The sequence below is a fragment of the Ferruginibacter albus genome, from assembly GCF_020042285.1.
Lineage (GTDB): Bacteria > Bacteroidota > Bacteroidia > Chitinophagales > Chitinophagaceae > Ferruginibacter > Ferruginibacter albus.
The window spans coordinates 3,523,062-3,537,314 of record NZ_CP083388.1 but is presented as its reverse complement, the minus strand read 5'-3'; the positions used below and the strand labels follow the sequence as shown (position 1 = coordinate 3,537,314).

The 14,253-nt window shown below is 36.6% G+C and carries 12 protein-coding genes; 5 read left to right on the top strand and 7 right to left on the bottom strand.

Translation table 11 applies throughout. The features are described from left to right. Nucleotides 1-24: 24 nt before the first annotated feature. Entirely contained in the window at nucleotides 25-1,875 is a 1,851-nt protein-coding gene (mutL, locus tag K9M53_RS15120; RefSeq protein ID WP_224016495.1) for a DNA mismatch repair endonuclease MutL, read from the bottom strand. A 124-nt stretch (nucleotides 1,876-1,999) separates the two neighbouring features. On the opposite strand from mutL, the gene K9M53_RS15115 reads away from it, so the two are divergent. From K9M53_RS15115 to K9M53_RS15095, 5 genes are all read left to right on the top strand, one after another. Further along, nucleotides 2,000-3,682: a glycoside hydrolase family 3 protein gene (locus K9M53_RS15115; protein WP_224016493.1), complete on the top strand. Its 1,683-nt coding sequence runs from the start codon at nucleotides 2,000-2,002 to the stop codon at nucleotides 3,680-3,682. A gap of 123 nt (nucleotides 3,683-3,805) precedes the next feature. Then, on the top strand, nucleotides 3,806-5,131 hold the full coding sequence (locus K9M53_RS15110) for an OmpA family protein (protein ID WP_224016491.1): 1,326 nt from the start codon (nucleotides 3,806-3,808) through the stop codon (nucleotides 5,129-5,131). Nucleotides 5,132-5,336: 205 nt separating this feature from the next. Continuing rightward, nucleotides 5,337-7,238: an acetate--CoA ligase gene (gene acs / locus K9M53_RS15105; protein ID WP_224016489.1), complete on the top strand. Its 1,902-nt coding sequence runs from the start codon at nucleotides 5,337-5,339 to the stop codon at nucleotides 7,236-7,238. 14 nt (nucleotides 7,239-7,252) lie between these two features. Next, the gene (locus K9M53_RS15100; RefSeq protein ID WP_224016488.1) at nucleotides 7,253-8,200 is read left to right on the top strand and encodes an alpha/beta hydrolase; all 948 of its coding nucleotides are present in this window, start codon (nucleotides 7,253-7,255) and stop codon (nucleotides 8,198-8,200) included. Between the two features lie 9 nt (nucleotides 8,201-8,209). Beyond that, entirely contained in the window at nucleotides 8,210-9,442 is a 1,233-nt protein-coding gene (locus K9M53_RS15095; RefSeq protein WP_224016486.1) for an S-adenosylmethionine:tRNA ribosyltransferase-isomerase, read from the top strand. Between the two features lie 26 nt (nucleotides 9,443-9,468). Here K9M53_RS15095 and K9M53_RS15090 read toward each other — a convergent pair whose 3' ends face one another. From K9M53_RS15090 to K9M53_RS15065, 6 genes are all read right to left on the bottom strand, one after another. Continuing rightward, complete coding sequence (locus K9M53_RS15090; RefSeq protein WP_224016484.1) at nucleotides 9,469-10,041, bottom strand: L,D-transpeptidase family protein; 573 nt, start codon at nucleotides 10,039-10,041, stop codon at nucleotides 9,469-9,471. 411 nt (nucleotides 10,042-10,452) lie between these two features. Next, the gene (locus tag K9M53_RS15085) at nucleotides 10,453-11,157 is read right to left on the bottom strand and encodes a response regulator transcription factor (RefSeq protein ID WP_224016482.1); all 705 of its coding nucleotides are present in this window, start codon (nucleotides 11,155-11,157) and stop codon (nucleotides 10,453-10,455) included. A gap of 8 nt (nucleotides 11,158-11,165) precedes the next feature. Beyond that, a complete protein-coding gene (locus K9M53_RS15080) occupies nucleotides 11,166-12,143 on the bottom strand; it encodes a sensor histidine kinase (protein WP_224016481.1) in 978 nt (325 codons plus the stop codon). Between the two features lie 67 nt (nucleotides 12,144-12,210). Continuing rightward, a complete protein-coding gene (locus K9M53_RS15075) occupies nucleotides 12,211-12,702 on the bottom strand; it encodes a gliding motility lipoprotein GldH (protein ID WP_224016479.1) in 492 nt (163 codons plus the stop codon). A 10-nt stretch (nucleotides 12,703-12,712) separates the two neighbouring features. After that, on the bottom strand, nucleotides 12,713-13,588 hold the full coding sequence (locus K9M53_RS15070; protein WP_224016477.1) for a YicC/YloC family endoribonuclease: 876 nt from the start codon (nucleotides 13,586-13,588) through the stop codon (nucleotides 12,713-12,715). A gap of 52 nt (nucleotides 13,589-13,640) precedes the next feature. Further along, nucleotides 13,641-14,228, bottom strand: a complete 588-nt coding sequence (locus K9M53_RS15065) for a pseudouridine synthase (RefSeq protein WP_224016475.1) — start codon at nucleotides 14,226-14,228, stop codon at nucleotides 13,641-13,643. Nucleotides 14,229-14,253: the final 25 nt, after the last annotated feature.

Below are 14,253 nucleotides of genomic sequence, written 5' to 3'. Positions count from 1 at the left end.
AAAATAAACGGATTTGCCAGGTGTTTATCTCCCAAACATTTTATCCATTTCGTTTTTCTTAAACTCCGTGTATGTAGGTTTTCCGTTAGGGGTAATATTGGGAGCATTACAGGCAAATAGATCTTCAATTAATACTTTCATTTCTTTTTCTGTGAGTGCAGTGCCTGCTTTTACTGATTGTTGCCAGGCAAGAGAACGTAATAATTTTTCCCGCTGATTGAATTTTAAATCGCTGCTGAAATGTTTGTACTGTTCCAGTACTCTTTCAATAATTACTTTTTCGTTTCCTTGTTCTATATCCGCCGGAGTACCTTGTACAACAAAAGAATTATTGCCAAATGGCTCGATCTGGTAGCCTAAAAATTTCAGGTCAGGAAGTAATTCATTTAATAATACAGCATCCTGTGGAACCAGATCGATCGTTGCAGGGAATAAGCTTTGCTGTACAGCAATATGTTTTCCTGCTATAGCAGTAATAAATTTTTCATACAAAACTCTTTCATGTGCATTTTGCTGATGAATGACCATGAAGCCTTTATCGTTTTGTAAAACGATATATGTATTGTGCAACTGTAAAAAATGTTCTGCTTCCGGTTTTTGTATTTGGGTTATTAAAGATTGAAATGGCTTTTCTTCTTCACTTTTATAAGGGTCGATTTCAGGCTTTTGACTTTCAGATCCTGGCTTGGTTTCGGGTTCATAAAATTCTTTCCAGTGCTTGAGCTCGCTTTTTCTTTCAATTAAATGCGCCTGGTTTTTTTGAGTAAATGTTTGATATAAAGAAGAAGAGGTGGTTGCTGCTTTTTTTTCTTCAGTGAACGGCTTATTAATAGCATCTAATTGTTGAATAGAAGCATCCAATTCAAAATCTAATGTCGGTGTAATGCTAAATTGCGCCAATGCATGTTTCACTGCACTTTGAATAAATGCATACACGATCTTTTCATCTTCAAACTTTATTTCCTGTTTGGTAGGATGTACATTAATATCGATCTGCGATGGGTCCAGGTCAATAAACAATACATACATCGGGAAGCTGTCTTTCCCGATCATTTCATCAAAAGCGCCCATCATAGCATGGTGCAAATAAGGGCTTTTAATAAAACGATTGTTCACAAAGAAATATTGATCGCCTCTTGTTTTCTTGGCAGTTTCGGGCTTTCCTACAAATCCGTAAATATTCATGTAATCCGTATTCTCCTGAACGCTTACCAGTTTAGATGAATAAGTATTGCCTAATAGTTGAATGATGCGTTGCTTTAGTGTGCCTTTATCTAAATGAAACAGTTGCTGACCATTGCTTGTAAGAGAAAAGAACAAATCAGGGAAAGCCATTGATACACGAATGAACTCATCTACAATATGGCGTAATTCCGATGCATTACTTTTTAAAAAATTTCTACGGGCCGGAACATTAAAAAACAGGTTTTTCATTGCAATGCTGGTGCCTTTTTGCATGGCAACAGGTTCTTGCTTTATTACAACACTGTTTTCAATTTCAATATAAGTGCCGGTGGTTTCTTCTTCTTTTTTTGTTTTTAGCTCAACCTGTGCCACAGCGGCAATACTTGCCAATGCTTCTCCGCGAAAGCCCATGGTTTTAATATGAAACAGGTCATCAATGTTTTTTATTTTGGAAGTGGCGTGGCGTTCAAAACACATGCGGGCATCGGTTTCGCTCATGCCTTTGCCGTTGTCAATTACCTGTATCAATGATTTACCCGCATCGGCCACTATTAAATTTATTTCAGTAGCGCCTGCATCAATGGCATTTTCCAGCAATTCCTTTACAGCGCTGGCAGGGCGCTGAATTACTTCGCCGGCTGCAATTTGGTTAGCGATGTTGTCGGGTAATAATTTTATTATATCAGGCAAAACGATGAAATTTGAATCTCAAAATTAACACATCCTCTTCATTATAAATCCTGGTAACCAAATGCGAAGCTTTTGGGTGGTTTTACTGTTACTCTGTTCTTTTAAAATATCGGCACAAAACAATATGCCTTCTACAAATAATAGCACAGCAATTGCATGGGTTGATAGTGTTTATAATTCTTTGTCCGATTCGGAACGCATTGCGCAATTAATGGTTGTTCGTTTATCGACCTATGACTTTATAAATAAAAAAGCAGTTTTTTTTGATAAACAGGTAGATTCATTGGTAAGAAAATATAATATCGGTAGTGTTTGCCTTTTCCAGGGCGACCCCGTACAGCAAGCCAATATTTTAAATCATTTACAAAGTGTAGCAAAAACACCTGTTCTTACGTGCATTGATGCAGAATGGGGGGTGGGTATGCGTATGTTTGATAGTGTACAGGCTTTGCCTAAGCAAATGATGCTGGGTGCTATGCAGGACCCATGCATTGTATATGAATACGGAAAAATTGTAGGCGAACAATGTAAGCGTATAGGCATTGCCGTTAATTATGCGCCGGTGGTAGATATAAATAATAACCCTGATAACCCGGTTATTAATGACAGAAGTTTTGGAGAAGACAAATACAAAGTGGCGGAATTTGGTGTGCAATATATGAAAGGCATGCAGGATGTTGGAGTTATGGCCTGTGCCAAACATTTTCCCGGGCATGGCGATGTAGCGGTTGATTCGCATTTTGATTTGCCTGTAATTAATAAGTCAATGGCACAACTGGATTCGCTGGAATTGTTCCCGTTTAAAAAAATGGTACAGGCAAATGTGGGAAGCATAATGATCGCTCATTTATATATTCCTGCTATTGATAGTTCTAAAAATCGGGCTACCTCTATCTCAAAAAATAATGTTACTAATCTGTTACGCAATAAATTAAATTACCAGGGACTAACATTTACGGACGCACTGGAAATGCAGGGTGTGAAAAAGTATTTTCCTGACGGAGATGCTTCTGTACAAGCTTTGATCGCAGGAAACGATATGCTTTGCTTGCCTGGTGATGTGCCACAGGCAATTGGAAAAATAAAGGAAGCTGTTTCCAATAATTTATTGTCATGGAATGATATTGAGCTGCATTGTAAAAAAGTTTTAATGGCAAAATACCAATATAGAGCAGTTCTGCAAAAGCCAATTGACACGGTAAATCTTGTTGCCGATCTTAATAAAGATATACCTGCTATGAAGCGATTGGTGGCTGAGAATGCCATTACCTTATTACATAAAAAAGACAGTGTATTCTTTCCATTTTCTCCTGAAAAGAATAATAATTTATACGACGTAGCTTATATTGGCATTGGTATTAATAAGGATAATGCTTTTGCTGCAAGAATGCGAAAGGATTACAATGCAGATGTGTTTTATTTTAATTATAAGCAGGATTCCCTCAGGATATTATCGTTAGTTCAGTTAATAAAATCCCGCTACAGGTCAGTTGTAATTGGCATACATGCCTATAACCGGGTTCCTGCAAATAATTTTGGCATTGATTCTGCATCTAATACCTTTGTGGAGCAACTGCAACAATACTCACGGTCAATAACAATTGTTTTTGGCAATCCCTATGTGATTAAAAACTGGTGTAATGCAGGTAATTTAATTGCCTGTTATGAAGATGACGATGTGACCCAAAACACTGCTATAGACTTGTTACAAGGAAAAATCTCGTTTAAAGGAAAATTACCGGTAACGGTATGCGATAACCTAAAATTTGGTTGTGGAATTATTACCTCATTATATTATAAGAGATAGTAATGAAATACTAATTTTAAGACTTAAAAAGGGTTGAAATAAAAAACAATACAAAAAAATTGATTTTTTGCAACCAATTGCACTTAAAAAATATCTTTATTACCTTAGTAAAAAAAACAAGTTATGATAAACATTAAAAATCTACTTTTAATAGCACTCCTTGCCGTTTCTTTCCAGGGAGTAAATGCCCAGGGCTTTGTATCGGCAAAAAAAGGTTCTGCTATCGGATTCAGTGGTAACCTTACTGATTTCACCGGAAACTTTGTATTAACCTCAGCTTACACCTTTAAAAAAGTAAAACCAAGCATTTCTGTTATGTATTGGAAAGGATTAGGTAAAAAGATCGACCTTTCTCTTCGATACACAGGACTTTTTTCAGGCGATGCAGGTGTTCCTGCACAAGCCAGCAGTAGTAACAATTATATCAGCGAATTTGAAGCATCGCTGCATGCTCGTCCAATGAACGACAATCATACATTGATTCCGTTCCTGTCTGCAGGTTTGGGAATAGGTACTTACCCGGGTAAAGCAACTCCTTATGCACCATTGGGAGCAGGCTTACAATTAAACCTGTCAAGCGAAGGATATATCTTATTGCAAACAAACTATCGTTTAAGTTTCAACGAAGATTATTTGCATAACAACTGGTTCTATTCACTTGGATTCCTGCAAACCATTAATTATGGTAAACCACGTTTAAATGAAACTCCACCACCACCTGTTGTAGTAGCACCGGTTGTAGTTGATAAAGATAATGATGGCGTAGTGGATAGCTTAGATGCTTGTCCTGACGTTGCAGGTTCAGCAGCCTTAAAAGGATGCCCTGATACAGATAACGACGGTATTGCGGATAAAGATGATAAATGTCCTTCTGTTGCAGGTTTAGCACGTTATAACGGATGCCCGATTCCTGATACGGATAATGACGGTGTAAACGACGAAGAAGATAAATGTATAACGGTAGCGGGTGTTGCACGTTATAACGGATGCCCGATTCCTGATACGGATAATGACGGTGTAAATGACGAAGAAGATAAATGTCCTGCATTGGCTGGTACCGCCGCTAATAAAGGTTGTCCTGAAATTAAGGAAGAAGTTAAAAAACGTATCGATGTTGCTGCCAGCAAAATTTATTTTGCAACAGGAAGCGCTAAATTATTAGCTAAATCAAATCCAGGTCTAAATACAGTTGCATCAGCTTTAATGGCAGATCCTAACTTGAAATTAGACATTAACGGACACACAGATAACACCGGTAAGCCTGATAAAAACCAAACATTAAGTGAAGCTCGTGCAAAAGCCGTTTACGATTACTTAGTGAAAAAAGGTGTTCCTGAAACTCGTTTAAAATCTCAAGGCTTTGGAGATACGCAGCCAATTGCAGACAATAAAACTGCCGCTGGACGTACGAAAAACAGAAGAGTAGAACTTCAATTGCATTATTATTAATAGATAAGATTATCTCTATGTAAAAAAAGCTGTCTCCGGAATGGAGGCAGCTTTTTTGTTTTAGAAAGACAGAACGATGATCACGCAGCTTATTGGTTTGTTGAAATAAAGACTTTGTGAATTATAAATATCATAATGATCTGTGTTTTATAACTATTGTGGTTCGAAAAAAAATCCGAAATTGAATTTTCAAAAAACGATCATCATGTCATATCCTTATCAAATAAGATCATTAGAACAATATCATCATCAATACAAACAAAGTATAGAGGATCCGGAAACGTTTTGGAGTGGAATAGCAGAAAATTTTTACTGGCAAAAAAAGTGGGATAAGGTATTAAATTGGAATTTTACCGAACCTTCGGTAAAATGGTTTTCAGGCGCTAAATTGAATATTACAGAAAATTGTTTAGACAGGCATTTAGATATATTAGGAGATCAACCTGCTATTATTTGGGAGCCCAATAATCCTGCAGAGCAAAATAGAATACTTACCTATAAAGAATTGCATCAACGGGTTTGTCGTTTTGCAAATGCATTAAAAAATAATGGCGTTAAAAAAGGCGACAGGGTTTGTATTTATATGGGTATGATTCCTGAACTGGCAATTGCTGTGTTGGCTTGTGCTCGTATTGGTGCTATACATTCAGTAGTTTTCGGTGGGTTTAGTGCACAAAGCATTTCGGATAGATTACAAGATGCCAAAGTGGACTACATTGTTACTTGTGACGGAGCTTTTCGGGGCGCAAAAGACATTCCTTTAAAAAAAATTATCGATGAAGCATTGCTGTCATGCGCCTTTGTAAAAAAAGTAATTGTGTATGAAAGAACAAAAATTCCGGTAGTAATGCAACCGGGCAGAGATGTTTGGTGGCATGATGAGATAAAAAATGTATCTGATGAATGTGCGGCAGAAACGATGGACGCAGAGGACATGCTGTTCATTCTATATACATCTGGTTCCACAGGAAAACCCAAAGGCGTGGTACATACTTGTGCAGGTTATATGATTTGGGCTAACTATACTTTTGTAAATGTATTTCAATATCAATCCAAACAAATTCATTTTTGTACTGCTGATATTGGCTGGATAACCGGGCACAGCTATATTATATATGGTCCGCTAAGTGCCGGCGCAACTACATTGATGTTTGAAGGCATTCCTACATATCCTGATGCCGGGCGTTTTTGGGAAATAACAGATAAGCACAAAGTTGATATTTTATATACAGCCCCAACTGCAATACGAAGTTTAATGAGTTATGGCACACAACCATTACAGAATAAAGACCTAAGCTCATTAAAAATACTAGGTACGGTTGGTGAGCCTATTAATGAAGAGGCCTGGCATTGGTATGATGAAAACATCGGTCATAAGAAATGTCCAATAGTAGACACCTGGTGGCAAACTGAAACCGGTGGTATCATGATCTCAAACTTAGCCGGAGTAACACCTTCAAAACCATCGTATGCTACATTGCCATTACCGGGTGTACAGCCTGTTTTGGTAGATGAAAAAGGAAATGAAATAGAAGGAAATGATGCAAGTGGAAACCTTTGTATAAAGTTTCCATGGCCCGGCATCTTGCGTACTACTTATGGCGATCATGAAAGATGTCGTTTAAATTATTTTGCTACCTACAATAATTTATATTTTACGGGAGATGGCTGTTTGCGGGATGCTGATGGCAACTATCGCATAACCGGAAGGGTAGACGATGTGCTGAATGTAAGCGGACATCGTATTGGAACCGCTGAAGTGGAGAATGCCATTAATATGCATAGCGGTGTTGTAGAAAGTGCCGTAGTTGGATTTCCTCATGATATAAAAGGGCAAGGGATCTATGCATATGTTATTTTAAGTAATTCGGCAGATAATACGGATACAACAAGGAACGGCATTTTGCAAACTGTTACAAAAGTTATCGGTGCTATTGCGAAGCCTGATAAGATCCAGTTTGTAAGCGGATTACCAAAAACACGTAGTGGAAAGATCATGCGACGCATTTTAAGAAAGATCGCGGAAGGTGAAATGCAGAATATTGGCGATACCACCACTTTATTAGATCCTGCAGTAGTAGAGGAAATTAAAAATGGGAAACTATAACTCCAGAAATTTTAGTGAAACGCTTATTTAAATATTTAATAAGAACTTTTATTGTTCTTTTTATTTTGGTGAATGTTGTAATGGCATTTAATGCTTATAAGTTCACACATTTTTATGATGCGCAAACAGAAACTGCATCTAAGAAGATCGAAGACAAATCAAAATGGGATATTATTAAAGGCGCATTGTTTGGAATTAATTATTCTAAAAAACCAAACAGCATAATTCCGGATCTTACTTTTAAAATAATTCATGTAAAAACAAAGGATAGTATTGACCTGGAGGGATGGTATCTTAAAACAGATAGCGTAGCAAAAGGAACAGTTCTTTTATTTCACGGACATGGCGCTAATAAATCTGATGTAATGGAAGAGGCACAAGAGTTTTTAGCAATGGGCTACAATGCTTTTTTAATTGATTTTAGAGCACATGGCAGTAGTGGTGGCAATACTTGTACGATTGGATATTACGAATCGGAAGATGTATCGTTGGCGTATAATTATATTGTAAATAAAGGTGAGCATAATATTATACTTTGGGGAATTTCTATGGGCGCTGCTGCTATTATAAAGGCAGTACATGATACGGGAGTACATCCTCAAAAGATAATTTTAGAAATGCCTTATGGCTCTTTATTGCAAGCCGCTGAAGGGCGATTGAAAATAATGCATTTGCCACCGGAGCCTTTATCAGGAATACTTTGTTTTTGGGGAGGCTTGGAACATGGATTTTGGGCATTTAATATGCGTCCGGATGAATATGCAGTAAAGATCGATTGCCCGGTATTATTACAATGGGGCAAACAGGATCCTCGTGTTTCTGAACAGGAGATAAATGATATTTATGCGGCTATTCCTGCCGGAAAAAGATTAGTAGTGTATGATAGTTGTGCACATGAATCGCTGTGCGCTAAAGAAAATGCCAAATGGAAACGAGAGATAAAAACATTTCTATTGCAATAACTTTGCTTCATGCATCCCAAAACTATTTCCATTGCTGATTATACATATAACTTGCCCAACGAAAGAATTGCTGCCTACCCGTTAGAGAAAAGAGATGAATCAAAATTGCTGGTCTATAAAGACAACGTAATTAAAGAAGATGTCTATAAAAATATTGCTGCACATCTTCCGGAAAAAAGCTTATTGGTTTTTAATAATACAAAAGTTATTCCTGCAAGAATAGTATTTCAAAAATCCACGGGAGGCATTATAGAAATATTTTGTTTAGAACCATATGAAGAAAATAAAGAGTACAACGCCGTTATGCAAAAAACAAAGAGCATACAATGGAAATGTATGATCGGCGGCGCTTCTAAGTGGAAAGAAGGAAGCCTGGAAAAAAAACTAAAAATTGAGAATGAAGAAGTAATTATTAATGTTCGGTTAGTTGAAAAATTATCGGATGCTTACGTGACGGAATTTTCATGGCAGCCCGTACATTTTAGTTTTGTAGAAATCATACAACAAATTGGCGAAACTCCTTTGCCGCCATACATAAAACGTAAGCCCGAAGAAGGAGATAAAGAAAGATACCAAACCATTTATGCTTTATATCAAGGTTCAGTAGCTGCACCAACTGCAGGGTTGCATTTTACAAAGGAGATATTTTCATCGCTTGTACAAAAAAATATTGCAACAGATTACGCAACGCTTCACGTAGGGGCCGGAACATTTAAGCCTGTAAAGGCTGCTTTAATGGAGGGGCATGAAATGCATTCTGAGTGGATAGATGTAACAATGCATACCATTAAGAATATGATTGCTAACGTAAATCATACTGTTGTTGCTGTCGGCACCACTTCTTTACGAACCATTGAAAGCCTGTATTGGCTTGGCGTTAAAACAATTCTGTATCCTGAAATAATACCTGCAGACCTGACCATCTATCAATGGGATGTATATGAAAGTCCATTAAGTGAAAGTACTTATCAGGTGGAGGAAGCTTTATCTTCATTATTGCAATGGATGGAAAAGAATAGTAAAGAACATCTTATTACTTCTACGCAAATACTAATTGCACCGGGTTATCAATTTCGAATTGCAAAAGCAATCATCACTAATTTTCATCAGCCTAACTCAACATTATTATTATTGGTTGCTGCCGCTGTTGGAAATTATTGGAAAAATATTTACAATTATGCGTTGCAAAACGACTTTCGTTTTTTAAGCTATGGAGATGGGAGCTTGTTGTTTATTGGCTAATATTTTATTTGAAACTTGCCCAATTTTTATTTCTCTACAATTGTAACGGGTGTGCCAACGGGAATGTAGCTGTATAGATCCTGCATTTCGGAATATTTAACAGAGATGCAACCATCTGTCCAGTTATAAAAATTATCTACTGTCCACTCCTCGTCTTTACGGGTTGAGTGAATAGCTATGCCACCACCGATCTTTGCATTTTTTGGTACCAATCCGTTTGCCTTACGTTGATTGAATTTTGCAACGGAAGTTTCGTTAGGATAATTTAATAATAACTCAGGTCCCCAACTTGGATTTACTTTTTTTAATATTACTTTAAAGCTTCCATCGGGAGTTCTTTTATCGCCTTCACGCATTTTGTCGCCAAGATCCTTACTTCCAAACACTACAGGGTAGGTAGCATACCAACCTTCATCATCGTACACTTTTAATTCGTATGTTGACTTATTAATGACAATGTAATAAGGATTTTCGTCGCTGCTATCTTTAACGACTGTTTTTGATGTAGTTCTTTTTTTAGCACCCGGTACCGGCATAAAAGATAAAAATGCCACACAACCAAGAAGCAAAAAAAGAGGTAAAAGGCGTAAGTTTTTCATTATAAAATTTTTCAAGTAGCTGTATGACTAAACAAACCTTATGCCGATTAATGAATTTTTAATTCACATGGTGTCATTAAAAAAAATTTAACGATTGCAAATGTATTTAATACTGAAATACAATTATGCGGGAAGATGAAAAACCCCGTTGGTAAAGAAACTTTTAGGAGTAACAGGAGCTATTTTGCTTTCGCTGCAACATTTCCTGAGCTTGCATTTATATTCCGCCTGTGTTGCCTTAAACGAGAAAGAGAACAATAGCAATCCAACCGAAATAAATGCAAAAAATAACAGTGCTACAAATGATCTTTTGACTGGCATAAAATCACGGCTTTAGTAAACGAATATACTTTTTAAAATGCAGAAATCCTATCCTTTACCGGCTTTCTTTTTGCCAGACACTAGGTGTTGCTACTCCGTAAACTTATATCCCACACCTCTTACAGAATGAAAATATTTTGGATTGCGGCTGTCTTCTTCAAAATACTTGCGAAAGTTTAAAACAAAATTATCGATGGTACGTGTAGTAGGATACACGTTATAACCCCAAACAGCCTGTAATATTTTTTCTCTTGTTACTACTTCATTTTTATTTTCTATAAGCAGTTTCAGCAACATCATTTCTTTTTTAGTAAGCATTATTTTCTCTCCGTCCTTGGTGATACATTCCGATGCTTTGAAATCAACCTGGTTTTTGCCAAAAATATACACCTGCGCCAATGGCTGCTTTGTAGATGAACGACGGCTTTTTTCCAGGAGTTTGCTTACCCGTAACAATAGCTCTTCTAAATTAAATGGCTTGGTCAAATAGTCATCAGCGCCTTTTTTTAAACCCAATACCCTGTCGGCACTACTGTTTTTAGCGCTTAACATTAGTATAGGAATATCATTGTTCTGTAAACGAATGTTTTCGCAAACGCTGATACCGTCTAATTCAGGAAGCATTACATCCAGGATCATAAGGTCAAAATGTTCCTGTTGAACAGCCTTTAATGCTTCGGCGCCATCATACACACTGGTAACTTCATAGCTTTCCAGCTCAAGGTTCAACTTAAGCGCTTCCTGTAAATTTTCCTCGTCTTCTACTAATAATATAGATGTTTTCTTTTCCGGCATTTAAAGAGTTAACTGTTATGATTAAATCGTATTGTAAAAATACTTCCTGTTGGTGTATTATCAGTAACAAAGATATTGGCATTATGTTGCCTTATTATTTTTTGGGTAAGATACAAGCCAAGTCCCGTTCCTTTGCCATCTGTTTTGCCCATGCGATAGAACTTATCAAATACTTTTTGCTTTTCCGACATATCAATTCCTTTGCCTTCATCTTTTATGGATACAAAAGCTATGTTTCTTTCTTTGGATAGAGAAACCTCTACTGTTGAAGCTTTTGGCGAATATTTAAGCGCATTGTCAATTAAATTATTAACAGCCATCTGTAATAATAATTTATCTCCATCAATGAATATCTCATTTTCAATATTTACTATTATGATGCGTTGAGAGAAACGCATCATAAAATCATTGGCACATTCATTTACCAATTCGCTTAAATTAATTTCTTCTTTTGTAGATGTATAACTGCCGGCTTCCATTTGTGAGGCCAGCAGCATGTTATTGCAAAGTGCATTTAAACGGTTGGCTTCCTGTATGGTGTTTGCAATAAGATGTTGTTGTTGTTCTTCTGTCAGCTTTCGTTTTTGTAAAGTTTCCAAATTGAGCTTGGTTACAGCAATGGGTGTTTTTAATTCATGCGTAACGGCCATCATAAAATGTTGCTGCTGCCTGCCCTGTTTGAACTGTCGGCGCACTGCCCGGTAAATAAAAACGGCACCTGTTAATAACAACAAAAGAAAGATACTGCCTTCGCCAATGTATTGTGCAGTTTTCTTTTTTTCTATCAGCTGTATCTCATCAACAATTTGTATGTAATTGGGGGCGTCGTGTTTTAGTTGTGCCAGCTTGTACTGTGCCATTTGGTGATTTTGCTGGTTCAGCGCAATGAACCACCAAATCAACGCCGCAATAATATATGCCAGCAAAAACCAGTATATAATAAAGATGATGCGAAGATTTTTTGTTTTATAATAGGAAAGAGCCATTATAATAATTAAAAATTAATAATGGGTAAAAGGATGAAGAAAATAACCAATAGTAATGTTCCGGTAATCAATCCACTTTTTCCACCCGGATACCAACATTCATTACATTTTTTAATGGATTTTCACGCATAACCTGTGCCGCTGTGAATTTATATTCTCCGGCTTTTTTAAATTTTACCGGTCCGCTGGTGATCAGCTTGCGCACTTCCCAAATATCATCCATGCCCGTACCTTCCCAACCTGTTGCGTCGTTACCCAAAGGCAGATCTACTTTTTGATAACGGATGGTATCGCCGGGAGGCTGCATTCCGACATTGAGGCATATATTATTATAATTATACGCATCGGTATGCCGTAATGCTATATATATATTATACTGTGCCGATGTATCGCTGATGTTAAATTGAAACGCAGGAACAAGATTATACTGCCACTCGTATTTAGGTATCGTCACAGTTTTTTCGTAAACATCTATATGGTAGTTGCAGGAAGAAAAAGCAAAGAAAAACAACGATAAGAAGGCAATTGGAGGCAAAAAGTGAAAGCGGATCTTTTTCATTTTTACTTTTTTATAAAACGTTCAATACTTGTTCTTTTGCTTTTTCCAATTCATCTTTCATTATCACTACGCATTTTTGAATGTCAGCATCATAGGCCTTACTGCCGGTAGTATTAATTTCACGTCCCATTTCCTGTATAATAAAAGATAATTTTTTTCCTTTTGATTCATCTTTATCTGCCAGCAATGTATTAAAATATTCACAGTGTTGCTTTAAACGAACTTGCTCTTCATGAATGTCTATCTTTTCTATATAATAAATCAGTTCTTGCTCCAATCGGTTATTATCATAATTTTCTTTTCCTACATGTTCCTGCAATAATTGCTCAATGTTCTCTCTTATCTTTTTTAAACGATTAGGCTCCAGCTTTATAATTGATTCTTCCTGTGCATTAATATTAGTAATACGTTTTATCAGATCTTTTTCCAGGCTGGCGCCTTCTTCTATACGATGATTATTTAATTCTGTTAAAGCATTGTTCAATACTTTTTTAAATTCATTAAAATCATTTTCGTTTAACATGTCGTTGGTAGGTGTAACTATTTCGGGTAAACGAAGCAAAGCGCTTAGTACAGAGTTGGTGTCAATTTTTAATTCGCCCGCTAATTGTTCAATCTGCTGATAATATGCTTTGATAAGATCGGTATTAATAGTAACAGGTTTGGATGTTCCGTTTTGTTTAATGGTGATCATGCAATCAACACTACCTCTTACCAATTGTTCCTGTAAAATATTTCTTATGTCAAATTCATACGGCTTTAATAATGGGGGCAACTTTAACTGTAACTCAAATTGTTTTCCGTTTAATGATTTTATTTCAACCAAAAATGTTTTATCATTCACGGTTTGTTCTGCCCTTCCAAATCCTGTCATTGATTTTAGCATCGCTATGTATTTATTGCAAGTTAATAGTTTATTGGTTTATTGGTTTATCTGTTTATTTTCCAAACAGTAATTTATAAATTTCCTGTTCTGAAACTACCTGCATGTCTCCGGGATTAAATCCTTCAATATCCACTTTTTCTATGCGTCTTCGAATAAGTCGAAGCGTTGGAAAGCCAACGGCAGCGGTCATTTTACGAACCTGCCGGTTCTTGCCTTCTGCCAGCATAAGTTTTATCCATGGCGCCGGAATGTTTTTACGAAATCGTATTGGCGGGTTTCTTACAGGCACTAAAGGTTCTTCTTTAAACAAGCTTGCCTTGCAGGGAAGCGTGCGATGTGGTTTGCCATCTACAGAAATCGTTACGCCTTTTTTTAAAATAGCAATTGCATCTTCTGTTATGTTGCCATCTACCTGTACCCAATACTCACGCTCATGCTTAAACGTTGGGTTTAATAATGTGTGATTTAATTTTTTATCGTTGGTAAGAATCAATAAACCTTCACTGTCATAATCCAATCTTCCTACAGGATAAACATCTGTTGGCACATCAAAATGATCTTTCAATGTTTGCTTTCCTTCCTGCGAAGTGAATTGTGATAAAACATTAAATGGTTTATAAATAATAAAGTACTTGTTCAATGCTGAAGTAATTAATTAATAAAAA